Genomic DNA, 22,607 nt, shown 5'->3' on the forward strand with positions numbered 1-22,607 from the left:
AAGATCTGCTGTCCGCTTCCCTCTGGAGAGCGCCGTCTCCCCCAGCCAACCCGGCAGACCTGCATCGCAGGGCGCAGAATGCAGCCTGCCGCAGCAAAAGCGCAGCTCGGCTACACTATCGGTTTTGCGATTCAGCGCCGATTCACAGCCGATGCACCGCCGATTCTCGTCCAGACCGCGCCTGATTCGCTGCCCTGATTCGCTCCCTCTTTCCGGCTCTTGAATTTTATGCAATCACTCTGGATGCTCTGCGCCAGTTTCCTGTTCGCCATCATGGGCGTGTGCGTCAAGCTCGCCTCCGACCTGTATCCGACTTCCGAAATCGTCATGTTTCGCGGCCTGATCGGGGTACTGTGCATGCTCGCGCTATTGCGCTGCAATGGCGGCACGCTGCGTACCAGGTTCGCGCGCGAGCATCTGTGGCGCGGCGCGGTCGGGGTCGCCTCGTTATGGTGCTGGTTTTATTCGTTCAGCAAACTGCCGCTGGCGATGTCGGTCACGCTCAATTACACCTCGCCGATCTGGATCGCCATGATCCTGTTCGCGATCGGCTGGTGGCGCGGCAAAAATCGGCTGGAATGGTGCTTTACCGCCGCGATCGCGGCCAGCTTTGCCGGCGTGACGCTGCTGTTGCAACCCAGCCTCCATGCCGACCAATGGGTCGGCGGCCTGTTTGCGCTGGGCTCCGGCGTGCTGTCGGCGCTGGCCTATCTGCAGGTGCGCCGGCTGGGGCTGATGGGCGAACCGGAATACCGGGTCGTATTCTATTTCTCGCTGGTCGGCCTGGGCTCCGGTCTGGCCGGCACCCTGATCGCGACCGGCAACCCGGCTGCGCTGCTGCATGCGCACAGCGTCCGTGGCATCGCGCTGCTGCTGGGCGTGGGCATCAGCGCCACCGCCGCCCAAGTCGCGATGACGCGCGCGTTCCGGCTCGGCAATACGCTGGTCACCGCCAACCTGCAGTACAGCGGCATCGTGTTCTCCAGCCTGTTAGGCCTGCTGATCTGGGGCGATGCACTGGGCCTGAGCAGCTGGCTCGGCATCGCGATCATCCTGACCAGCGGCGTCAGCGCCACTTATTACAATGCCCGCAATGGGCGCAACATCCAAAACGCCGCGCCGGCGGCCGCCGGCGCCCTGCCCGGCAGCACGGAAACCATTACGCCAAGGAGCGCCTGATGCAATCTTCCACCCCGCTTTCCACCCCGCTTTCCACCCCGTTCACCACCCTGATCAGCGCCGCCGAGCTGGCGCAATCCCGGCCCGATCGCGGTTGGGTGGTGCTGGATTGCCGCCACGACCTCGCCAACCCGGAAGCCGGCCGCAGCGCCTATGCCGCCGGCCATCTGCCGCAGGCGCAGTTCGCGCACCTGGATACGGATTTGTCCGGCCCCAAGATTGACTGCGACGGCCAGTTTCGCGGCCGCCACCCGTTGCCGGAGCGCGCCGCCCTGCTGGAAACGCTGCGCAGCTGGGGCATCGACGACGCCACCCAGGTAGTCGCCTATGACGCCAGCGGCGGCATGTTCGCAGCCCGGCTGTGGTGGCTGCTGCGCTGGCTCGGGCACGCTGCGGTCGCGGTGCTCGACGGCGGCCTGCCGGCCTGGCAGCAAGCCGGCCAGCCGCTGACTGCAACGGCGCCGGCGCAGCGGCGCGGTGCGATCACAGAGCGCGCCGCGCTGACTGCCAGCGTGGAGGCCGCCGCCGTGCTGGCCAATCTGGCGACCGGTGCCCGCACCGTGCTGGACGCGCGCGCGCCGGACCGTTTCCGCGGCGAGAACGAAACCCTGGACGCGGTCGGCGGCCATATTCCGGGCGCGAAAAACCGCTTCTTCAGGGATAACCTGCAGGCCGACGGCTGCTTCAAGCCGGCCGCCCGGTTGCAGGCCGAATTCGGCGCCATCATCGGCGACTCGCAAGCGACGATTTCCCAATGCGGCTCGGGCGTGACCGCCTGCCACAACCTGCTGGCAATGGAAATCGCCGGCCTGCCGGGCGCGGCGCTGTATCCGGGCTCCTGGAGCGAATGGTGCGCCGACCCGGGCCGCCCGGTGGTTATTGGATGTCAAATATACTAGCAAGTGTATTTTGCCATGCCGCTTATTTTACATGTGGTAAATTGCATATTTTTCAATATACCCTAGCCATTTAACGACAATGCAAGAGTTGCGTAAAGCCCGCATCGGCGATCTGGCAGCGGGTAAAATTTGCGTCATTCGCCATAAAGAGAAAGCACGCCATGACCGATCAAGCTGATGTGCGCTGGATGCAGCGCTTTGCCAACTACCGGCGCGCATTGTCGCAACTGCAAAAATTCATCAAACAAGGACAGCTCAACGAACTGGAGCAGCAGGGCTTGATTCAAGCCTTTGAATACACCCATGAATTGGCGTGGAATACGCTGCGGGATTATTTGCGCGACCAGGGCAACCAGACGATCCACGGCTCCCGCGACGCCACGCGCGAAGCGTTCAAGCTGGAACTGATTGATGACGGCGACAGCTGGATGGATATGATCAAGGACAGGAACCAAACCAGCCACACCTACAATGAAGCCACCGCAAAAGCGATTGTGACCAACATCACCGAGCGTTATGCGGCCCTGTTTGTCGCGTTGCAAAATACGATGCAGGGTTTGCAGGATGCGCACTGAAACCGCCAGCCGTTTTGGCCTGACAGAAAGCACCATCGGCAAAATCGCGATGGTTTTTTCCCAGCATCCGGAGATCGAAAAAGCGCTGCTGTACGGCTCCCGCGCCAAAGGCAATTACCGCCGCGGCTCGGACATTGATCTGACGCTGATAGGCGATGCACTGAGCCATGCGCTCTTGAGCCGCATTGAAACTCAAATAGATGATTTGCTGCTGCCGTATACGGTTGATCTTTCTCTTTTCAAGCACATAGACAATCCCGATCTGGTCGATCACATCGACCGCGTCGGGATTGTTTTTTATGAAAAAATCGGCCTTGCGTGAATTGCGCCTGCAAGCGCTATAAACTCAAGTATTTCCGCCGTATCGCGATGCGCTTCGAGAAAAAAGCCAGTCACTTCAAGGAAGTGCTGGCTTTTGCTGCCGCACTGTTATGGCTTCGGTGATATCAACAGAGTCTAGATGACGGCAGTTTCCTGGCCGACTGCCGTAACGATCAGCGTCAAGCCCTCCATCCCGGTCACGCGCACCTGCTGGCCGACCTGCAGCGGCGCAGTGCTGCTAACCTGCCACAGCTCGCCCTGCACGCTGGCCCAGGTCTGGCTGTTGCGCTGCTGCAGCACGGTGCCGGTGGCGCCGATCAGTTGCGCGGCGCCGCTTAGCGTCGCCCGTTTGCGCGCCTTCAATGCCATGTTGCCGGCGGCAGCGGTCAGGATGGCGCCGACGATGGCGATGGCGGCAATCAGGCCGGTCGGGATGCCGAACGCAGGCAGGTCGGTATCGATCAGGATCACCGCGCCGATCGCGAACGCGACCACGCCGCCAACGCCGAGCGCACCGCTGGGCGCAAATGCTTCCGCCGCCATGAAGCCCAGGCCGAGCAGAATCAGCGCCAGCCCCGCATAGTTGACCGGCAACAATTGCAGCGCGTACAGCGCCAGCAGCAGGCTGATCGCGCCCAGCACGCCGGGCGCGATCAGGCCGGGGCTGCTGAATTCGAAAAACAGCCCGAAGGCGCCGAGCATCATCAGGATCAGCGCCACGCTGGGGTTGGTGATGACGGCCAGAAAGCGGGTGCGCCAGTCGGCCTGGTAACTGATCTGCAGCGCGTCGATGGTGTCGAGCGTGCGCTGGCCGCCGGCCACGGTAATTTTCCTGCCATCGACCTGCTGCAGCAATTGCGGCAGGTCCGCCGCCACCAGGTCGATCACCCGGATTTTCAGCGCCTCCTCGGCCGGCAGGCTGACCGCTTCGCGCACCGCGCGCTCGGCCCATTCGGCATTGCGTCCGCGCAATTGCGCGAGACCCCGAATATAGGCGGCGGCATCGTTGGTCATTTTTCTGGCGAGCGCATCCTGCGGCGCTTCGGCCGCCGTCTTGCCGCCGCCGTCGCCGGCAGGGCCGGGCATGCCGATCTGCACCGGCGTGGCGGCTCCCAGGTTGGTGCCGGGCGCCATCACCGCGATATGGCTGGCGTACAAGATGTAAGTGCCGGCGCTGGCCGCACGCGCGCCGCCGGGCGCAACATAGCTGGCTACCGGCACTGGCGATGCCAGAATCGCCTTGATGATGCTGCGCATCGAGGTGTCCAGCCCGCCCGGGGTATCGATCTGCAACACCACCAGCTGAGCCCGGTCGCGCACCGCGTGTTCCAGTCCGCGCACCACATAGTCGGCGCTGGCCGGGCCGATCGCACCGTCGAGCTGCAATACCAGCACCGGTGCAGCGGCCAGCGCCTGCCGGCCCCAGCCCAGCGCCAGCAGCAAGCACGCAGTCCAGAAAAGTTTCATCGCAGTCCAGTCGGTGGGGCGAATTCCAATTTCACTATAGCCCTGCGCCGCCGGCTTGCAAGACAGCCCTATTTGCCGCGATTTCCGGCAGTCTTGCGGCAAGCAGAGCCTGTGTTGCGTTAAAGCAACATCATGTTTGCTGCGTCCGGCCTGGCCCGGATGTATCATACGGCCTTGCCCGCGCAAAATAATCTCACTCAAATTTTCACATTTCAAGACACATATGCGGGAAAAGAAATCCCTTTATTTCTGGTTCAAGCTCGCCCTGGCGGCGACGCTGCTGATTGTTATCGTAGCCGCCGGGCTGCTGCTGGTGCAGGAAATGCGCACTTCGACTTATCAGGCGCGCTTTTTTGCCAAACTGGCGCAGAAGATGACTTACGCGCTCGGCCCCGGCCCCAGCCCGGCGATCCGTTTCCCGCAGAAGACGCCGTACGACGAGCGCCTCGGCTATTCGGCCTTGCCGAGCCTGATCGGCAAGCTGCACCAGCGCGACTTCGAGGTGGCGCAGCAGGCGCGGATTTCGCCGCGCATGGCGCAGCTGGTCGACGACGGGTATTTCCCGCCGTATCCGGAGAAGCTGCAAAGCGGCCTGACCATTCTCGATTGCCACGACACGCAGTTGTTTGCGGAACGCTATCCGCAGCGGGTCTTCGCCAGCTTCGACGAACTGGCGCCGACCCTGATCGACAGCCTGCTGTTCATCGAGAACCGCGAACTGCTCGATCCGCGCTACCCGAAGCGCAACCCGGCGGTGGAATGGGACCGGCTGGCGATGGCGGCGCTGAATCAGGCGCTGCACAAGGTCAGCGGCGAAGGCAGGACTCCCGGCGGCAGTACGCTGGCGACCCAGATCGAAAAATACCGCCATTCGCCCGAAGGACGCACCGCATCGATACAGGACAAGCTGCGCCAGATGGTATCGGCCTCGCTGCGCGCCTACCGGCAGGGCGAGGACACCACCGCCGCGCGGCGCCAGATCGTGGTCAATTACATGAATACCATGCCGCTGTCGGCGCGGCCCGGCTTCGGCGAGGTGCATGGCATCGGCGACGGCCTGTGGGTCTGGTACGGGCGCGACTTCGCCGACGTGCAGCGCATCCTGAAAGCCGGCCCAAGCGGCGATCCGATCGAGCAGGCGCTGCTGTACAAGCAGGCGCTGAGCCTGCTGATTTCGCAACGGCGGCCATCCTACTATTTCGACGGCAAGGAAACCGAACTGGAACAGCTGACTAACAGTTACCTGCGCCTGCTCGGCAATGCCGGCGTGATTCCACCGGCATTGCAGGATGCCGCGCTGAAGGCGCGACTGAACCGGCACGCGGTGCGGGCCGACGCGCCGGCGCTGTCGTTCGTCACCCGCAAGGCGGCCAACACCGTGCGCAACCATCTGGCCGGCTTGCTGGGCGGCAGCCGCCTGTACGATCTGGACCGGCTCGATGTCAGCGTGGCCAGCACGCTGGACGCGCCGGCGCAGGCGGCGGTGACCGACCTGCTGCGCGGCTTGCGCGAACCGGCCAATGCCGCAGCGGCCGGACTCAACAGCAAGCAGCTGCTGGGGCGCGGCGACCCGGCCAAGGTGGTGTACAGCTTCACGCTGTACGAGCGCGGCCCGAACGCCAATCTGCTGCGGGTGCAGACCGACAATTTCGACCAGCCGCTGAACATCAACGAAGGCACCAAGCTCGACCTCGGCTCGACCGCCAAGCTGCGCACGCTGCTGACCTATCTCGACATCATCGCCAATCTGCACCAGCGCCTGGCGCCGCTGGATGCGGCGCAACTGCGCACGCAGGAAGTCGATCCCAAGGACGTGCTGACGCACTGGGCGGTCGAATATCTGGGCAGCGCCAGCGACAAGGGGCTGGATGCGATGCTGGCGGCGGCGCTGGAACGGCGCTATTCGGCCAGCCCGGCGGAAGGGTTCTACACCGGCGGCGGCCTGCACCACTTCAACAACTTCCAGCATGCCGACGACAGCCGGGTGCTGTCGGTGCGCGACGGTTTGCGCAATTCGGTCAACCTGGTATTCATCCGCCTGATGCGCGACGTGGTGCATCACTATATGTTCCAGATTCCCGGCTCCACCGCGCGCCTGCTGCGGGATGCCGACGATCCGCGCCGGGCCGAATACCTGGCCCGCTTCGCCGACCGCGAAGGGCAGGTCTTCATGCGCCGCTTCCTGGTCAAATACAAGGGCAAGACCGCCCAGCAAATGGAAGATGCGCTGCTGGAAAACGTGCGCCCGACCGCGTCGCGCCTGTCCGCCATTTTCCGCACCATTGCGCCGGAAGCGCCGGTCGAGCAGTTTGCCGCCTTCCTGCAAAGCCAGCTGCCGGACACCGGACTGGATGCAAAAAAACTCGACGCGCTGTATCAGCAATACGCGCCGCAAAACATGTCGCTGGCCGATCGCGGCTATCTGGCCAGGATCCACCCGCTGGAATTATGGCTGGTCGGCTATCTGCGCACCCATCCGGACGCCAGCCAGACCCAGGTCATGCAGGCCAGCGCGCAGCAGCGCCAGGACGTGTACGCGTGGCTGTTCAAGACCCGGCGCAAGAACAAGCAGGACACCCGCATCCTGAACCTGCTCGAAGGCGAGGGCTTTCTGGAAGTCCACCGCCAGTGGGCGCGCCTCGGCTATCCGTTCGACACCATGGTGCCGTCCTACGCCTCGGCGCTGGGAGCGTCGGCCGACCGCCCGGCAGCGCTGGCGGAATTGATGGGCATCATCGTCAACGATGGCGTCAAAAAGCCGGATGCGCGCATCAAATCGCTGCACTTCGCCGCAGCGACACCGTATGAAACCCTGCTGCAGCACAAACCGGCGGCGGCAAAACGGGTACTGGCGCCGGAAGTGGCGCAGGCGGTGCGCGGCGCATTGCGGCGGGTAGTGGAAGACGGCACCGCCAAGAGGGTCCGGCAGGCATTCGTGCGGGCCGACGGCAGCAGCATCCCGGTCGGCGGCAAGACCGGCACCGGCGACCAGCGCTTCGACACCTTCGGCGTGCACGGCCAGCTGATCTCATCGCGGGTGGTCAACCGCACCGCCACCTTCGTCTTCAACATCGATGAACGCTTCTTCGGCACCATCATCGCCTACGTGGCCGGCTCGCAGGCGGCCGACTACGACTTCACCAGCGGCTTGCCGGTGCAGTTGCTGAAGGTGCTGGCGCCGCAGCTGCTGCCGATGATCAACGCCGCGCCCGGCGCGGCCGGCGCTTGCCTGAACTGAGGCCGGCCGCAGCCCTTTCAAGCCCATAAATATGCGGGAGTATGCATAAAAACATGCAATTTACCGCATATAAAAACTGCGATCTGAAAAAATACCCTATTGGTCGATAGCGAGCGCAGCAAAATCCAAACTCGCAACAGCTAATTGACTCGCTCGATGCGCTGCAGCGTCTGCTCGATGAAATCATGATCGGGGTCGGAAAAGCGCAGCCGCACCGGATACCAGTCGCGCGCCGGCGCCAGCCAGATGTCGAGCTGCTGCCCCTGCGCATCGGGCGGCGGCGCCTTGATCAGGTGGATCGCTTGCAGCCTGCCGAGCGGGGTGTCGATCGCTTCCTTGCCGATCACCTTGAAACTCCAGGTTTCGGCATCGCGCCGTCCGGCGACGAAAAACTGCCACTGCGAGCCGGCCTTGAACTGGCCCGGCGCAGCGCGCGCGACCGCCACCAATTGCCAGATCGCGCTGGTGCGGTCCTGCTCGCCGCCATACAGCGGGTAACTGCGGTCGGATTCGGTGAAGCGGATCGCCTGCTCCTGACGGTCGAAACGGGTGGTGACCAGCGGCTTGCGCAAGCGCTTCTCGGTCGATTGCAGCGGCGCCAGGCCGAAGGCGTCAATCGCGCCGCTGCTGCCGGCTTCCAGAATCCGCCCCAGAATCATCGCCTCGGTCTGGCTGCTGATGCTGTATTGCCGGCCCTTCACGCGCCACTCGACCCTGGCCTTGCCGCTCAAGGACAAGCCGCTCTGCTTGGCCCTGATCGCATACAGCAAATCGGCCGACGGCGCCAGGTCGGTCGCATAGCGCCTGACCGGATGCTCGGGCAGCGGCGGCGCTGGCTGGGCGGCGCTGGCGCAACCCAGCCAGAGCGCCAGGATGGCGGAAGAAATTTTGTTCAGCATGCTTGTCGCTCCGAATGATTGCTGCAGCTGGCGCGCGCTTCAGTACTCGCGCACTGCGGGCGGCGCGTCCGGCTCGATGCCGGAGGCGGCCATGTCGAGGTAATCGCCATTGTTGTCGGTATACCGCAGCCGCACCGGATACCACTGCTGCTGCGGCGCCAGCCAGATATCGATCTTCTGGTCGAACGAGCCGGCGCGCGGCTGCCGCTCCAGATGCCAGGCCGGCATCTCGCCGGCCGGAATCCGGATCTGCTCCAGCCCGATCACGCGGATGCGCCAGGGCTCGGCATCGCGCACGCCGGCCACCACCACCTCGATCTGCGCACCGGGCGCGAACCGGCTGCTGTCGCCGCGCCCCAGCGCGGCCAGTTGCCAGGTGACGCTGGCCCGGTCCTGCTCGCCGCCTTGGCGCGGGTAGGTCAGGGTTGAAGCGGAAAAGCTGATGATCTGCGGATCGCGCTGGAAATGCGTATTGGTGGCCGGTTTGCGAAAGCGTTTTTCGGTGTACAGCCCTGGCGCCACGCCGAAGCGGTCGATTGCGCCCTCGCTGCGGAATTCCAGCACGGTGAAAAACAGCACGCTGGCTTCGCCGCTGGCGGTATACACATTGCCATCGGTATGCCAGGCGATCTTGCCGCTACCGTATACCGCCTTGCCGCCCTTGCTCGATTGCACATCATATTTCAGCAGCGCCGACGGCGGCGGATCGATCGCCTGCTGCAGCGCAGGGTCAGCCGCGGGCTTGGCGGCCGGCTCAGCCGGCACAGCTTCCGGCGCCAGCGCGCTGGCGGGCTCGATGCCGCTGCCCGGCACCGCCATGTCGGCCATGTCGCCCAGGTCTTCCGCGTCGTCCGACAGCGCTGCGGCCGTCAGCGGCGCGGCGGCTGCCGGCGCCGGCTTCGAGCGCGGTTTTGGCCGGTGGCGGGGTTCGGCCTTGGGCGGCGGCGCTACCGCCGCAGTTGGCGCCAGTGAAAACCCAGTCACCTGCCGCAATTGCAGTTGCGCGGCGACGACATCAGGCGACGGCAGCGCCAAAATGCCGAACCGCCAGCCGGCCAGATGCAAAGCCATCCCGTGCAGCAATGCCGAGGCGAGCAACAGGGCCAGCCAGCGTTTGGACTGGCTGCGCGGCATTGGTGGGCTGAATTTCCTCATTCCGCAAGTGTATATGCTGGCGGCGGCAAACGCAGCGCGGCGCAGTGCAACAAATTGTGACCAACGGGTAAAATACCCATTTTTTCAGGCCGCCACGATGTCCAAATTTCTCGTCCTGCTGCTGTCGCTGTGCTGCCTTCAGCCGGCCCATAGCGCTGCCGCGGGCACCAAAACGCCGATTCTGATCGGCATGATCGAGGGCATGTCGGGCCCGTTCGCGAATGCCGGCGCTGCGGTGCAGCGCAACGTCCAGCTGGCCATCGAGCGCGTCAATGCGCGCGGCGGGGTTGCCTTGCCGGACGGCAGGCATGCGCTGCAATTGCGCATTTTTGACAACCAGCAGAGCGTCGAAGAGTCGTTGACCGCATTGCACCGCGCCACCGACCTGCGGATTCCGTTCATCATCCAGGGCAACAGCTCGGCGGTGGCGCTGGCGCTGGTGGATGCGATCAACAAGCACAACCAGCGGGCACCGGACCAGCGCGTGCTGTTCCTGAACTATTCCGCGGTCGATCCGGCCCTGACCAACGAGCAATGCAGCTTCTGGCACTTCCGTTTCGATGCCAGCGCCGACATGCGCATGCATGCGCTGACCGAGGTCATCAAGACCGACGGCCGGGCCAAACGGGTTTTCCTGATCGGCCAGGATTACAGTTTCGGCCGCCTGGTGGCGCAGGCGGCGCGCAGCCAGCTGGCGGCAAAACGGCCCGACATCGAGATCGTCGGCGACCTGCTGCACCCGATCGGCAAGGTCAAGGATTTCGCGCCGTATATCGCCAAGATCAAGGCCAGCGGCGCCGACACCGTGGTCACCGGCAACTGGGGCAACGACCTGACCCTGCTGGTCAAGGCAGCCCGCGAATCCGGCCTGAACGCCAAGTTTTACACCTTCTACGGCAACGGCTTGGGGGCGCCGGCGGCCATCGGCGAGGCCGGCGTCGGCAGCGTGCGCGCGGTGGCCGAATGGCATCCGAATGCCGGCGGCAAGGATTCGGCTTCCGACCGGTTCTACCAGTCGTTCCGGCAGCGCTATCCGCAGCCGCAGGACGATTACGTCCACCTGCGCATGCACCTGATGGTCGACATGCTGGCCAGCGCGATCGAACAGGCCGGCAGCACCGAGGCCGCCAAGGTCGCCGGCGAGCTGGAAGGGGCGCGCTTTGCCAACGCCTTCCACAGCGCCGTCATGCGCGCCTCCGACCATCAGCTGATCCAGCCGCTGTATGTGTCGGTAATGCGAAAACTGGCCGACGGCGGCATCCGCTTCGACAACGAGGGCAGCGGCTACGGCTTCAAGACCGAGCTCTATCTGAGCGGCCCGGCCACCGCATTGCCGACCAGCTGCCGCATGGCGCGCCCGGATTGAGCCGAGCCGGCGCAAACCTGCGGCGCTTGCCCCTGTTGCGGCGCGCTTTTATCTGCTACGCTGATAATTCACATAACGGAGAGCGATCATGACCCAGGGGAATATGTCCGGCGCAGGCCCGATGAGCGACACGCTCGAATTCGTCAAGAAGCTGTGGGGCGGCATGAGCGTTCCCGGCATGCCGGCGATGGTGGCGCCGACCCTGTCGGTCGAGGAGCTGGAGCAGAAAATCAACGACCTGAAGACGGTCGAATCCTGGCTCAGCGTCAACATGAGCATGCTGCGCAACACGATCCAGGCGATGGAAGTGCAGCGCGCCACCATCGGCACGCTGCAATCGATGAGCGCCGCCTTCCAGTCGGCCGTCGATAGCAGCGCGGAACAAAAATTCGATGCAGCCGCATTCTGGGCTTCGCTGCAGGCCGGGCAGGCCAGCCCGGCTGCAGCCGGCACCAAGGCGGCCGAACCGGCCGGCGCATCCGCAGAACGCAAGGCAACCATCAACGCGCCGGACGAACTGGCGGCCCAGATGACCAGCCCGGCCGCCTGGTGGGGCATCCTGCAAAATCAGTTCAAGCAGGCAGTCAGCAATGCGGTCGCCGAGCCCGAAGCCGGCGGCGCTGCTGCAAGCGCCAAAGCGCCGGCCACGCCGCGCAAGCCCGCCGCCAAATCAGCCGCCAAACCTGCCGCGGCACGCAAGCGCAAGCCGGCGCCCAAGGCCTGAAACGGCCGCAGGCAGCGCACTTCCCGGCTTTCGCAGATTGAATATACAGGGATATGTGTTTTTACATATCTCAATAAAACAGGGAAAAACAGCATAATTTTCAAGCATACCCCCGTTAATTCTCGAAACACCTGACGCATTGACGGGAATCGGGGCAGGATTGCGGCCGGGCCCGGCTGGAAGGAGTGGATGATGATGGCATTCAATTTCAGCTTCGGCGGCTTGCTGATCCTGCTGCTGGTCGTGGCAATGTCCTCGGTGCGCATCCTGCGCGAGTACCAGCGCGGCGTGGTGTTCCAGCTCGGCCGCTTCTGGCGCATCAAGGGCCCGGGCTTGGTCATCATCATCCCCGGCATACAGCAGATGGTGCGGGTCGATCTGCGCACCGTGGTGCTGGATGTGCCGACCCAGGACGTGATCTCGCGCGACAACGTCTCGGTCAAGGTCAACGCGGTGGTCTACTTCCGGGTCATCAACCCGGAGCGCGCGATCATCCAGGTCGAGAATTTTCTCGATGCCACCAGCCAGCTGGCCCAGACCACCCTGCGCTCGGTGCTCGGCAAGCATGAACTCGATGAAATGCTGGCCGAGCGCGAACGCCTGAACATCGACATCCAGCAGGCGCTGGACGCCCAGACCGACACCTGGGGCATCAAGGTGTCCAACGTCGAAATCAAGCATGTCGACATCAACGAAACCATGATCCGCGCGATCGCCCGCCAGGCCGAAGCCGAGCGCGAACGGCGCGCCAAAGTGATCCATGCGGAAGGCGAACTGCAAGCCTCCGAAAAACTGCTGCAGGCGGCGCAGATACTGACCCGCCAGCCGGAAGCGCTGCAGTTGCGCTACCTGCAGACTCTGGGCACTTTCGCCAGCGACAAGACCTCGACCGTGGTGCTGCCGCTGCCGATGGATTTATTCTCGATCCTGTCGAAGATGGCAGCGCAAGCCGCGCCGGCCGCACCGCCGCCGGAATCCTGATGGCGCTTGCCCGCCGCCCTGGCTACCTTACAGCGCAATGCGCGTCAAAACCGGCCGCTTCATGACTTCACCCAGGCGGCCGGGCGTTTGGCCAGAAACGCGGCAAATCCTTCGCGCGCTTCCGGCGTCGAGCGCACCCGCGCGATGGTCTGGGCAGTCAGCTCGCGCACTGCGTCATCCACTGCGGCGACTGCGAACCGGCCAAACAGCCGCTTGATCTCGCCCAATGCCACCGGGCCGTTGGCCAGCAGTTGGGCGATGGTCTTTTCAATCGCAGCATCGAGCTGATCCGCCTCGACTACCTCGTGCACCAAACCGATCTCCGCCGCGCGTGCCGCATCGATCAGTTCCGCCGTCAATGCCAGGCGCAGCGCCTGACGCTTGCCGACCGCATTGTTCAGGTAGGGGCCGATCACGGACGGCAGGATGCCGAATTTTGCCTCGCTCACCGCAAAACGCGCCTGCGGCACCGCGAACACGATGTCGCAGGCGCAGCACAGGCCGACGCCGCCGCCATAGGCGGCACCCTGAACCCGTGCGATAACCGGTTTGTCGCAGCTCTGGATAATCTGCATCATGCGGGCAAAGCGCCGCGCATCGACCAGATTGGCCTGCTGCGAATTATTGCTGGCGCGCTCCATCCAGCGCAGATCCGCGCCGGCGCTGAAGGCGCGGCCCTCGGCACCCAGCACGATCGCCCTGGTATCGGCCGCAGTGCCGAGCGCTTCGAATACATCGCTCAATTCGGCGATCATGGTTTCGTCGAAGGCGTTCAGTGTTTCCGGTTTGGCGAGCGTGACCTGCGCAATGCCGCGCCGGTCGGTCGCCAGTTTGAGCGTGGTGTAATTTGAATCAGCCAACATGACTCCTGCTAATGATTGGATCGGGCTTGCGTACGAATCAGGATCAGTAGGTCTCGACGTGGAAACGCCCTTCCCTGACCATCTTGCCGTGCAGTGCAGGCCAATCCATGCCAACCGCGCTGCAACTCTCGCGCAGGGCTTCCATGACGCCGGTTTCCATGCCTTTCAGGCCGCAGATATAAATATAAGTATCACCGCCGAGCAAGTCGGTCACGCTCCTGCCGGCTTCGCGTATCCTGTCCTGCACATAAGCGCGCGGCTGCCCTTCGACCCGGGAGAACGCCAGATGCATGTCGATGAAGGCGGGCGGCAGCTTCAGAAGCGGGCCGAAATACGGCAATTCTTCCGGCCTGCGCGCACCGAAAAACAGCATCAGCTTGCCGCCCTTGGATTGCCCCTTCGCCATCAGGCGGCGCCGATGCTCGGTCATTGCCCGCATCGGCGCCGAGCCGGTGCCGGTGCAAATCATCAGAATATTGGAACCAGGTTGATTCGGCATCAGGTAATCGGTGCCGAACGGGCCGGCAATCTGCACGCTATCGCCTTTTTGCAGATCGCATAAATAATTGGAGCCGACCCCGCGCACCGCTTGCCCCTGATGATCTTCCAGCACGCGTTTGACGGTCAGCGCCAGGTTGTTGTAGCCATCGCGCTCGCCCTCGCGCGGGCTGGCAACCGAATACATGCGCAGGTAATGCGGCTTGCCATTGGCATCGACGCCGGGCGGAATGACGCCGATCGACTGCCCTTCCAGAACCGGGAAAAACTGGGTGCCGAAGTCCAGCACGATATGATGAATATCGTTTTGCGTATCCGGCCCGGTGAGGCGGTAATTGCCCGCCACCGTTGCCGTCACCGGATTTTTCAGCGTGTACAGATTGACGTAGGGATGCGCCGCCGACCACGGCGCCATGGTCGAAGACGGCGAGGTGGCGGCGTTGACCTGCAGCCCTTCCAGCGCACCTTCCGCCGCAGCAGTCTCCTGGGCAGAAGCGGCCAGCGCATCATCCGGGATTTCCTGCTGCGGCGGCAATTCGTCCCATCCGAACTGATCTTGCAGCGAATATGCGGCTTTTTTCGACACGGTTCTCCAGTGGTCAATCGAACCGGTCGGGCACGGCGATATGCACGCCATGCATGCATTGCAAATGTCGGCATTGACCACGTAATTGCGGCTGTCGTGCGTGATCGCATCGACCGGGCAAGTCTCTTCGCAAGTGTTGCAGCGAATGCAGACTTCAGGATCAATTACATGTTGTCGTATCCAGATGATCGATTCGGGAGCGTTCATGGCATGTTACCGATAGGGTGCGGACAAAATAGAACCGGGCTGACCGGTAAAGGCCGGCCAACCCGGTTCCGCCTAATTGAAACGGACGTACTCGAAATCGATCGGCTGGCGATTAATGCCGACCGGCGGCGGCGCAATCCAGTTGGCAAATTTGCCCGGCTCGATCACGCGCCCCATCAGCGATGCCACATACGCGCGGTCTTCCTCGCTGGGCAGCCAGTTGCGTACATTGGCTTGCCATTCCGCTTCGGAAATCACTTTGCCGTCAGGCGCGATACGGATGCCGGCAAAGGCCCCGATATGCCGGTTGAATGCCTTATGCGGCGCGCTCAGACGGAAGCTCAAGCCGGCCTTTTCGATCACACGATTCCAGCGCCCGATGCCAGCCACCGCATCCCGGATGTAGTCGTCGCGCAGCACTTCATTGAGCGAATTGAGCAGCGGGACCTCGCGCTCGACCAATGCGCCATTGGCGATTTCCAGAATATGGTAATGGCCGTCCTTCAGCAGATGATCGTCATCGCGCTTGGTTTCTTCGTAACGGCCCTTCAGGCCCGCACTATAGAAGGTCGCGGCATTCGAGGACTGGTCGGCGCCGAACAAATCGATCGTCACGCTGAAATGGAAGTTCAGGTAGCGCTGGATGGTCGGCAGATCGATCACGCCCTTGGCGCGCACTTGCGCCGGATCTTCGATGCCGAACTCTTTCATGACGGCACAAGTCCGGGCGATGATGCGTGAAATGCCGGATTCGCCGACAAACATGTGATGCGCTTCTTCGGTCAGCATGAAACGGCAGGTGCGCGACAACGGATCAAAGCCGGATTCCGCCAGTGCGCATAACTGGAACTTGCCGTCACGGTCGGTGAAGTAGGTAAACATGTAGAACGCCAGCCAGTCCGGCGTCTCTTCATTGAATGCCTCCAGGATGCGCGGCTTGTCCGGGTCGCCGGAATTGCGTTGCAGCAGCGCTTCCGCTTCTTCCCGGCCGTCGCGGCCGAAATATTTATGCAGCAGATACACCATCGCCCATAAATGGCGGCCTTCTTCCACATTGACCTGAAACAGATTGCGCAGATCGTATTGCGATGGCGCGGTCAGACCCAGATGGCGCTGCTGTTCGACCGACGCCGGTTCGGTATCGCCTTGCGTGACGATCATCCGGCGCAGATTGGCGCGATGCTCGCCAGGCACGTCCTGCCAGGCGTCCGCACCCTTGTTCTCGCCGAAATTGACTTTGCGCCCCTCCTCGGCCTGCGCCAGGAAGATGCCCCAGCGATAATCCGGCATCTTCACGTGCCCGAAGCTGGCCCAGCCTTCCGGCGTAACGTTGATGGCGGTGCGCAAATACACGTCATGGCCTTTCGAGTTATCCGGGCCCATGTCGCGCCACCAGTTCAGGTAGTTAGGCTGCCAATGTTCCAGCGCGCGCTGCAGCGTCTTGTCTTCGGACAGATTGACGTTGTTTGGAATTAATTCACTGTAATCAATTGTGCTCACGGTAAGTTCCTCAGATAAGGGTTAATGCAAGAGTTACTGTCGTCAATCTCTATACACGGTTCATGTCGAATTGGGCCTTGTTGCCGCTGCCGTACACCTTCAGCGCGCCACGCTCGCCTACCGCATTCGGGCGGATGAAAATCCAGTTCTGCCATGCGCTCAAGCGGCCGAAAATGCGCGTCTCCATGGTTTCCTTGCCGTTGAAGCGCAAATTGGCTTCCAGCCCGGTCAGCGCATCGGGCGACATACTGGCGCGTTCTTCCAGCAGCATGCGTATTTCATCATCCCAATCCAGGTCGTCCGGGTCGGACGTGATCATGCCCAGCGCCAGCGCCTGGCCCGCATCGAGCGATTGCCCAACGGCGTTGCGTACGGCGGCGATCTCGGCCTCGTCTTCATAGAAACGGCGGGCGATGCGCGATTGTGCGGTGACCATCGGCAGGATGCCGAAATTGAGCCCGGACACGGCGATGCGCGGCGCACGCTGCGGCGCCGATGGCAGGGCCAGCATGTAGCTGCGGTCGGCTGCCAATGCAATCTCGAGCAAGCTGCCGGCGAAGCAGGAGCCCTCGTCGATCAGCGCAAACAGCGAACGCGACGACACATCGAGCCGTGCCAGCGTGCGCCGCAAAAAGCCGATGGTTTCGCGCACCAGCCAATGCGCCTGGTGCGCCAGCAAGGTCGCATCGCTGGCCAGCACCGCCTGCGCATCGCCGCGGGTCTTCAAAATCCAGGTACCGATCTCGAGTTCATTGGTGCGCATGTGCAAAATCGCGTCATCCAGTTCCCGCGCCATCTGCAGCGGCCACCATTGCACGCCTGCGGCTTCGATGCCGGCGATATCGGTCGGCTGCGGCGCGGTTGGCGCCTTGACGGTCAGGGTTGCATTGCGCGCGGCGCGATCGATCGCGATGCTGACAAATTGATAGTCGATCGTCGTGTCTGTTTGCGTCCGGTTCAGGGGCGTCAGCTTGACGCCCTTGCCGTCTGCCGGACGGTCGCTGCCGGCAGCCAGCGCCAGCGCACGTTCATGCACGGTTTGCTGGAACCGCGCAGGCGTTGCGACCTCATCCACCAGGCGCCAATCCTTGGCGCGCTGGCCGCGCACGCCCTCGGAGGTGGTGCAGAAAATATCGGCAAGATCATGCCGCACGCGGCGCTTGTCGGTCAGGCGTGTCAGGCCGCCGGTGCCCGGCAACACGCCCAGCAAAGGCACTTCCGGCAGGCTGACCGAAGAAGCGCGGTCATCGACCAGAATGATTTCGTCGCAGGCGGCAGCCAGCTCGTAGCCGCCGCCGGCGCAAGCGCCATTGACTGCAGCGATGAATTTCAATCCCGAATGGCGGCTGGAGTCTTCCAGACCGTTGCGCGTTTCATTGGTGAATTTGCAAAAATTGACTTTCCACGAATGCGTTGACTTGCCGAGCATGAAGATATTGGCGCCCGAGCAGAAAATGCGATCGCGACTGCTGGTCAGGATGACGGTACGCACTTCCGGATGCTCAAAACGAATCCGCTGCACGGCGTCGTTGAGCTCGATATCGACGCCGAGATCGTAGGAATTGAGCTTGAGCTTATAGCCTTCCCTCAAGCCGCCATCCTCGTTGACGTTCATGGTGAGAGTCGCAATCGGGCCGTCGCAGGCAAGAGACCAGTGCTGATAGCGATCGGGGGCGGTTTCGTAGTTAACTTGTGGAACGGTAGTCATGGCACTCCTCCTGGAAATATGCTGCATATTCACTATGCACATAAGAACTATATTTCACAGCATTCTGCATGTCAAGCAATAAAATGCTTCTTTTTTTGATGACGTGCATTTCCGCGCTTTTCTGCCGGACGCAAGATCAACCAAAGCCCCTGCAGAGCAGAAGTGCACAGCGTGGCGCCGTCAGGCGCTGCGGCCTTTGGCGTCATGCAACATCGCCTGCAAACTATGCGCAATAACAATCCGCTTCTGCCGACCGCAGCCGGGATACCTGGTTAAAACGCCGCATTCTGGGATAGCACCGTGCCGCGCAACTGATCCACCAGGCCCATGAATGCCGCCTCCTGGGTAATATCGCTGGTATCGAATATTTCATCTGCCTGCGAATAGAAAGAAGCCCGGCTTTCGATCAGCTTATTCAAATCTTCCATCGCCTCATGATTGTCAGCCCTTTGGCGGCAATCGGACTTGGACAAGCCGCGCTCCATATACTCTTCCGGCGCCGCCTTCAGCCAAACGGTATAACAGTGCGACAGCAATACATTGAAGGTCGCCGGGTCCGAGACGATGGCGCCCGGGGTCGCGATCACCGCGCGCGGAAAGCGACGAATCGATTCTTCCAGCGCCCGGCACTCGTAGCGCCGATAAGCGGCCGAGCCATACAGCGCGTGGATTTCCGGAATGCTGCAGCCAGCCACCGCTTCGATTTGCCGCTCCAGCTCGATGAAAGGCACCATCCAGTTGTCGGCCAGCATCTGCCCCAGAGTGGATTTGCCGGCGCCGCGCAAGCCGATAAAGGCGACCCGCTGGCGGCGCGCCGATTCGCTGGACGGTTTTTCAAAGGTATCGATCAGCACCGCACGCGCCTGCGCCAGTTCCGCATCCGTGCGCCCCCGCAAAACTTCGCGGATTTGCAGCCATTCCGGAGAAGAAATGGTTTCATCGCCGATCAGTTCGATCAGCCTGCAATTGAGGACCTGGCTCAATTGGCGCAGAAACTGGATGGATGCGTTGCCACTCCCCAGTTCGATGTTCTGCAAGTGACGTTCGGACACATCGGCCCGGCGCGCCAGGATTTTGCGCGACATGCCATGACGCGTGCGCAGCGCACTCAAGCGTTCGCCAAGCGCGACCAGAAACGGGTCTTTGTGCTGTTCGGAATGATCGATCATGAATTGTTCCCACTGGTATTCCGGTCGGGGCATCGGTGCTGCATTTGCGCATCGATGCGAGATTTATGAATTATATTATCCACCATCGACTTGACTCAAGCAAGATAATGCTCATATACTAAATTCAGCAGGCACTATACGACATAAATGATTCCTGCTTACCGGATTGCGGCTTACCATCAGGATGTCCCCACAGGAGAGACAAGCATGAATGTGAATGAATTTGCAGTATTAATTGCCCGTTTGACCGAGGAAATTGCCGGCGTCCCGCTGGGCAGCCCGCTCGAGGCGCATTTGAATGCCGACCACGGGCCGGGAAGCGATCTGTTCGAAGCTGTTTTTGCCGCCTGCCAGACCGGCATCCGGGACGGCTGGCTGTGCAACCGGGAAGGCGGCGGCATCCGCTACGGCCGCGTACTGAAGGCGACCGATGCCACCCACGGTTTCAGCGTCGACGTAGTCGAGATGGAAAACCTGGCCGGCCCCTATCATGTCCACCCCAACGGCGAGATCGATTTGATCATGCCGCTGACGCCGGGTGCATGCTTCGACGCAAACCCGGCCGGCTGGTGCGTCTATGAACCCGGCAGCGGGCATCGCCCGACCGTCACCGGCGGCCGCGCTCTGGTGTTGTATCTGTTGCCGCAAGGCGCGATCGACTTTACCCCTGTAGCAGCGTAATCGCCCCATGCGATCCCGCCCGCCGACTCCCCCCTTTTTGATTGCATAGACATGATCCATCTCCCCAACTATCTGAGCGGTTCCTGGCAACCCGAATCCGGTCACGGCACCAGCTTGCACGACCCGATCAGCGGCGTGCCGATTGCCACGGCAGGCGGGCCTGCGGCAGGGCTCGACGCAGGATTTTCGTTCGCCCGCGCGCAAGGCGCAGCCGGACTGCAAGCAATGTCTTACGGCCAGCGTGCCGGCATGCTGGGCGAGATAGTGAAGGTGCTGCAAGCCAATCGCGACGCCTACTACGATATCTCGCTGGCCAATTCGGGCACGACCAAGGCCGATTCCGCAGTCGATATCGAAGGTGCGTCATTTACTTTAGGCTATTACGCGAAGATCGGCGCGGGACTGGGCGACGCCCGCACCCTGCTCGACGGCGCTGCGGCGATGCTGTCGAAGGATCAGCTGTTCCAATCGCAGCACATCCTGACGCCGGTGCGCGGCGTCGCGCTGTTCATCAATGCATTCAATTTTCCGGCCTGGGGCTTATGGGAAAAAGCGGCGCCGGCCTTGCTGTCGGGGGTGCCCGTGATCATCAAGCCGGCGACGGTCACCGCATGGCTGACCCATCGCATGGTGGCCGACGTGATCGCCGCCGGCATTTTGCCTGCGGGTGCGCTGTCGATCGTCTGCGGCAGCTCCGCCGGCCTGCTCGACGCATTGCAGCCGTTCGATGTGGTTTCATTCACCGGCTCGGCCGATACTGCTGCGCTGATTCGCTCGCATCCGGCCATCGCGCGCCATTCGGTGCGCGCCAATATCGAGGCTGACAGCTTGAATTCGTCCATTCTGGGCGTGGACGCGGCGCTGGGCACCGCAGCGTTCGATCTTTACGTCGATGAACTGGTGCGCGAAATGACCACCAAGAGCGGGCAACGCTGCACCGCGATTCGCCGTGCGCTGGTTCCCCAGCAATTTTTCGGCGCGGTGGCCGAAGCAGTCGGCGCCAGGCTGGCGCAGGTCAGTGTCGGCAATCCGCGCAATGCAGAAGTGCGGATGGGCTCGCTGGTCAGCCGCGAACAGTTTGACAACGTGCAGGCAGGGATTGCCAGGCTGGCCAGCGAAGCCGACATCCTGTACGACGGTAGCCAGCAAGCCCTGATCGACGCCGACCGCTCAATCGCCGCCTGTGCCGCGCCCACCTTGCTCGGCGTGCGCGATGCCGATCAGGCCGCGCTGGTGCATGACCACGAAGTATTCGGACCGGTATCGACCTTGCTCGGCTATCGCGATACCGCGCATGCCGCAGCGCTGGCCCAGCGCGGCCTGGGATCGCTGGTTGCCTCGGTGTTCAGTGCCGATCATGCGTGGCTGGCGCAGGTGGGGCGCGCGCTGGCCGGCGCGCATGGCCGGGTTCACCTAGTGAGCCCCGATGTCGGCAAAATCCAGACCGGGCATGGCAACGTGATGCCGGCATCGATCCACGGCGGGCCCGGCCGCGCCGGCGGCGGCGAGGAACTGGGCGGTTTGCGCGCACTTGGCTTTTACCACCGCCGTGCAGCACTGCAGGGGTCGTCTGCTACATTGCAGCATCTGGCTCCCGCCGCGGTGCATTGGAGTGCCTGAGGGTCAGGCAGCAGCAACGTAGAAAAGGATAACGCGGCAATGAACTTGAATTTACACAATAACGACACCCAATTTGCCGACATTCAGTGGCGAAACAGCAAGCTCAGACTGGAGTATCAATGGGTCGGCGCCAGGCATTCCGAGCATCCGGTGATTGTTTTTCTGCATGAGGGGCTTGGCTCGGTCGCGCTTTGGAAAGATTTTCCGGAGTCCTTTTGCAGCGCTCACGGTTTTACCGGACTGGTATTTTCCCGCTACGGCTACGGCCTGTCGAGCCCCAGGCCGGCGGAAGAAAAATTGCCGGTCAGCTTCATGCACGAGCAGGCGCATCAGGTGTTGCCTGCTTTTTTCTCGCATCTGGGCATTACGCGACCCTGGCTGTTCGGGCACAGCGATGGCGCCTCGATCGCCCTGCTGTATGCAGCGCGTTTTCCGTCGCAGCTCAGCGGCATTGTCGTTGCAGCACCGCACATCTTCGTTGAAGACATCACCATCGCCAGCATCCGCACCGCACGCGAGGTCTACCTGACGCAAAATTTGCGCGCCAAGCTGGCGCCATACCACGCCGACGTCGATTCGGCATTCTGGGGCTGGAACGACATCTGGCTCGACCCCGCATTCCGCGCATGGAATATCGAGCAGGAGCTGACTGCCATTGCCTGCCCGGTTCTGGCAATACAGGGGGAAGACGACGAATACGGCACCCTCGAACAAGTCTACGGCCTCAAAAGAAAAACACCGCAAACAGAGATCGTCCTACTGCCGCAATGCGGCCACTCGCCGCACCGCGATCAGCCGGAAGCACTCAGCCGGGAAGCCGCGCAGTTCATTGCCAGCAGCGTGTAAACATTGACTTCGATGTCGCGCAGCGGCTGCGTGATCGGCGGCGACAGCAAGCGCGCAATACGTGCTTTAGTGCTTTGGCAGCTCGCTGGAATGGAATATACTGAATATTGTATATTTTGTTACCG

General features: G+C 62.5%; 20 protein-coding genes. 11 read left to right on the forward strand and 9 right to left on the reverse strand.

Annotated features, from left to right (window positions below):
• Positions 1-228 precede the first annotated feature (228 nt).
• The 4 genes from HMCN_RS0103325 to HMCN_RS0103340 all read left to right on the forward strand — a co-directional run bounded on the left by HMCN_RS0103325 (position 229) and on the right by HMCN_RS0103340 (position 2,975).
• Entirely contained in the window at positions 229-1,179 is a 951-nt protein-coding gene (locus tag HMCN_RS0103325; protein WP_025916041.1) for a DMT family transporter, read from the forward strand.
• Positions 1,179-2,078, forward strand: coding sequence for a sulfurtransferase (locus HMCN_RS0103330; RefSeq protein ID WP_025916042.1), 900 nt, complete (start codon positions 1,179-1,181; stop codon positions 2,076-2,078). The genes HMCN_RS0103325 and HMCN_RS0103330 overlap by 1 nt, the downstream gene beginning before the upstream one ends.
• Positions 2,079-2,239: 161 nt before the next feature.
• Positions 2,240-2,653: a nucleotidyltransferase substrate binding protein gene (locus HMCN_RS0103335; RefSeq protein WP_025916043.1), complete on the forward strand. Its 414-nt coding sequence runs from the start codon at positions 2,240-2,242 to the stop codon at positions 2,651-2,653.
• A complete protein-coding gene (locus tag HMCN_RS0103340) occupies positions 2,643-2,975 on the forward strand; it encodes a nucleotidyltransferase domain-containing protein (RefSeq protein WP_025916044.1) in 333 nt (110 codons plus the stop codon). The genes HMCN_RS0103335 and HMCN_RS0103340 overlap by 11 nt, the downstream gene beginning before the upstream one ends.
• Before the next feature lie 134 nt (positions 2,976-3,109).
• Here the strand turns inward: HMCN_RS0103340 and HMCN_RS0103350 are convergent, their stop codons facing one another.
• Entirely contained in the window at positions 3,110-4,441 is a 1,332-nt protein-coding gene (locus HMCN_RS0103350) for a nodulation protein NfeD (protein WP_025916046.1), read from the reverse strand.
• A 223-nt stretch (positions 4,442-4,664) separates the two neighbouring features.
• Here HMCN_RS0103350 and HMCN_RS0103355 point away from each other — a divergent pair, with 223 nt between their 5' ends.
• Positions 4,665-7,679 (forward strand): transglycosylase domain-containing protein, encoded by a 3,015-nt coding sequence (locus HMCN_RS0103355; protein ID WP_025916047.1) that lies wholly within the window; start codon positions 4,665-4,667, stop codon positions 7,677-7,679.
• A gap of 140 nt (positions 7,680-7,819) precedes the next feature.
• On the opposite strand, the gene HMCN_RS0103360 is transcribed toward HMCN_RS0103355, so the two are convergent.
• Entirely contained in the window at positions 7,820-8,578 is a 759-nt protein-coding gene (locus HMCN_RS0103360) for a DUF3108 domain-containing protein (protein WP_035625586.1), read from the reverse strand.
• A 39-nt stretch (positions 8,579-8,617) separates the two neighbouring features.
• Positions 8,618-9,712: a DUF3108 domain-containing protein gene (locus tag HMCN_RS0103365; protein WP_155837363.1), complete on the reverse strand. Its 1,095-nt coding sequence runs from the start codon at positions 9,710-9,712 to the stop codon at positions 8,618-8,620.
• A 118-nt stretch (positions 9,713-9,830) separates the two neighbouring features.
• Here HMCN_RS0103365 and HMCN_RS0103370 point away from each other — a divergent pair, with 118 nt between their 5' ends.
• The 3 genes from HMCN_RS0103370 (at position 9,831) to HMCN_RS0103380 (ending at position 12,804) form a co-directional block, all read left to right on the forward strand.
• A complete protein-coding gene (locus tag HMCN_RS0103370; protein ID WP_035625612.1) occupies positions 9,831-11,099 on the forward strand; it encodes a branched-chain amino acid ABC transporter substrate-binding protein in 1,269 nt (422 codons plus the stop codon).
• Between the two features lie 88 nt (positions 11,100-11,187).
• Complete coding sequence (locus HMCN_RS0103375; protein ID WP_025916051.1) at positions 11,188-11,823, forward strand: PhaM family polyhydroxyalkanoate granule multifunctional regulatory protein; 636 nt, start codon at positions 11,188-11,190, stop codon at positions 11,821-11,823.
• 195 nt (positions 11,824-12,018) lie between these two features.
• Entirely contained in the window at positions 12,019-12,804 is a 786-nt protein-coding gene (locus tag HMCN_RS0103380; RefSeq protein ID WP_025916052.1) for a slipin family protein, read from the forward strand.
• Between the two features lie 59 nt (positions 12,805-12,863).
• Here HMCN_RS0103380 and HMCN_RS0103385 read toward each other — a convergent pair whose 3' ends face one another.
• From HMCN_RS0103385 to HMCN_RS0103405, 6 genes are all read right to left on the reverse strand, one after another.
• Positions 12,864-13,664, reverse strand: a complete 801-nt coding sequence (locus tag HMCN_RS0103385; protein ID WP_238551927.1) for an enoyl-CoA hydratase-related protein — start codon at positions 13,662-13,664, stop codon at positions 12,864-12,866.
• 46 nt (positions 13,665-13,710) lie between these two features.
• Positions 13,711-14,958 (reverse strand): benzoyl-CoA 2,3-epoxidase subunit BoxA, encoded by a 1,248-nt coding sequence (boxA, locus tag HMCN_RS0103390; RefSeq protein WP_025916054.1) that lies wholly within the window; start codon positions 14,956-14,958, stop codon positions 13,711-13,713.
• Positions 14,959-15,030: 72 nt separating this feature from the next.
• A complete protein-coding gene (gene boxB / locus HMCN_RS0103395) occupies positions 15,031-16,458 on the reverse strand; it encodes a benzoyl-CoA 2,3-epoxidase subunit BoxB (protein ID WP_025916055.1) in 1,428 nt (475 codons plus the stop codon).
• A 49-nt stretch (positions 16,459-16,507) separates the two neighbouring features.
• Positions 16,508-18,166, reverse strand: a complete 1,659-nt coding sequence (gene boxC, locus HMCN_RS0103400; protein WP_025916056.1) for a 2,3-epoxybenzoyl-CoA dihydrolase — start codon at positions 18,164-18,166, stop codon at positions 16,508-16,510.
• A gap of 71 nt (positions 18,167-18,237) precedes the next feature.
• Positions 18,238-18,372 (reverse strand): hypothetical protein, encoded by a 135-nt coding sequence (locus HMCN_RS19970; RefSeq protein WP_255342416.1) that lies wholly within the window; start codon positions 18,370-18,372, stop codon positions 18,238-18,240.
• A 66-nt stretch (positions 18,373-18,438) separates the two neighbouring features.
• Positions 18,439-19,335, reverse strand: a complete 897-nt coding sequence (locus HMCN_RS0103405; RefSeq protein ID WP_025916057.1) for a helix-turn-helix transcriptional regulator — start codon at positions 19,333-19,335, stop codon at positions 18,439-18,441.
• 207 nt (positions 19,336-19,542) lie between these two features.
• On the opposite strand from HMCN_RS0103405, the gene HMCN_RS0103410 reads away from it, so the two are divergent.
• Genes HMCN_RS0103410 through HMCN_RS0103420 form a run of 3 tightly spaced genes read left to right on the forward strand, consistent with a single transcriptional unit; the run spans position 19,543 to position 22,482 of the window.
• Positions 19,543-20,016, forward strand: coding sequence for a DUF4863 family protein (locus HMCN_RS0103410; protein ID WP_025916058.1), 474 nt, complete (start codon positions 19,543-19,545; stop codon positions 20,014-20,016).
• Positions 20,017-20,067: 51 nt separating this feature from the next.
• Positions 20,068-21,636 (forward strand): 3,4-dehydroadipyl-CoA semialdehyde dehydrogenase, encoded by a 1,569-nt coding sequence (locus tag HMCN_RS0103415; RefSeq protein ID WP_025916059.1) that lies wholly within the window; start codon positions 20,068-20,070, stop codon positions 21,634-21,636.
• Between the two features lie 39 nt (positions 21,637-21,675).
• Positions 21,676-22,482: an alpha/beta fold hydrolase gene (locus HMCN_RS0103420; RefSeq protein WP_025916060.1), complete on the forward strand. Its 807-nt coding sequence runs from the start codon at positions 21,676-21,678 to the stop codon at positions 22,480-22,482.
• Positions 22,483-22,607: the final 125 nt, after the last annotated feature.

The sequence above is a fragment of the Herminiimonas sp. CN genome, assembly GCF_000622895.1.
GTDB lineage: Bacteria > Pseudomonadota > Gammaproteobacteria > Burkholderiales > Burkholderiaceae_D > AVCC01.

What these genes read in the sequence shown, in the direction of transcription:
- HMCN_RS0103370 (WP_035625612.1), top strand. Translation starts at nt 9,831, where the DNA reads ATGTCCAAATTTCTCGTCCTGCTGCTGTCGCTGTGCTGCCTTCAGCCG.
- HMCN_RS0103355 (WP_025916047.1), top strand. Translation starts at nt 4,665, where the DNA reads ATGCGGGAAAAGAAATCCCTTTATTTCTGGTTCAAGCTCGCCCTGGCG.
- HMCN_RS0103420 (WP_025916060.1), top strand. Translation starts at nt 21,676, where the DNA reads ATGAACTTGAATTTACACAATAACGACACCCAATTTGCCGACATTCAG.
- HMCN_RS0103340 (WP_025916044.1), top strand. Translation starts at nt 2,643, where the DNA reads ATGCGCACTGAAACCGCCAGCCGTTTTGGCCTGACAGAAAGCACCATC.
- HMCN_RS0103330 (WP_025916042.1), top strand. Translation starts at nt 1,179, where the DNA reads ATGCAATCTTCCACCCCGCTTTCCACCCCGCTTTCCACCCCGTTCACC.
- HMCN_RS0103360 (WP_035625586.1), bottom strand. Translation starts at nt 8,578, where the DNA reads ATGCTGAACAAAATTTCTTCCGCCATCCTGGCGCTCTGGCTGGGTTGC.
- HMCN_RS19970 (WP_255342416.1), bottom strand. Translation starts at nt 18,372, where the DNA reads ATGACGCCAAAGGCCGCAGCGCCTGACGGCGCCACGCTGTGCACTTCT.
- HMCN_RS0103410 (WP_025916058.1), top strand. Translation starts at nt 19,543, where the DNA reads ATGAATGTGAATGAATTTGCAGTATTAATTGCCCGTTTGACCGAGGAA.
- boxC (WP_025916056.1), bottom strand. Translation starts at nt 18,166, where the DNA reads ATGACTACCGTTCCACAAGTTAACTACGAAACCGCCCCCGATCGCTAT.
- boxA (WP_025916054.1), bottom strand. Translation starts at nt 14,958, where the DNA reads ATGAACGCTCCCGAATCGATCATCTGGATACGACAACATGTAATTGAT.
- HMCN_RS0103350 (WP_025916046.1), bottom strand. Translation starts at nt 4,441, where the DNA reads ATGAAACTTTTCTGGACTGCGTGCTTGCTGCTGGCGCTGGGCTGGGGC.
- HMCN_RS0103405 (WP_025916057.1), bottom strand. Translation starts at nt 19,335, where the DNA reads ATGATCGATCATTCCGAACAGCACAAAGACCCGTTTCTGGTCGCGCTT.
- HMCN_RS0103365 (WP_155837363.1), bottom strand. Translation starts at nt 9,712, where the DNA reads ATGCCGCGCAGCCAGTCCAAACGCTGGCTGGCCCTGTTGCTCGCCTCG.
- HMCN_RS0103380 (WP_025916052.1), top strand. Translation starts at nt 12,019, where the DNA reads ATGGCATTCAATTTCAGCTTCGGCGGCTTGCTGATCCTGCTGCTGGTC.
- HMCN_RS0103335 (WP_025916043.1), top strand. Translation starts at nt 2,240, where the DNA reads ATGACCGATCAAGCTGATGTGCGCTGGATGCAGCGCTTTGCCAACTAC.
- HMCN_RS0103415 (WP_025916059.1), top strand. Translation starts at nt 20,068, where the DNA reads ATGATCCATCTCCCCAACTATCTGAGCGGTTCCTGGCAACCCGAATCC.
- HMCN_RS0103325 (WP_025916041.1), top strand. Translation starts at nt 229, where the DNA reads ATGCAATCACTCTGGATGCTCTGCGCCAGTTTCCTGTTCGCCATCATG.
- HMCN_RS0103375 (WP_025916051.1), top strand. Translation starts at nt 11,188, where the DNA reads ATGACCCAGGGGAATATGTCCGGCGCAGGCCCGATGAGCGACACGCTC.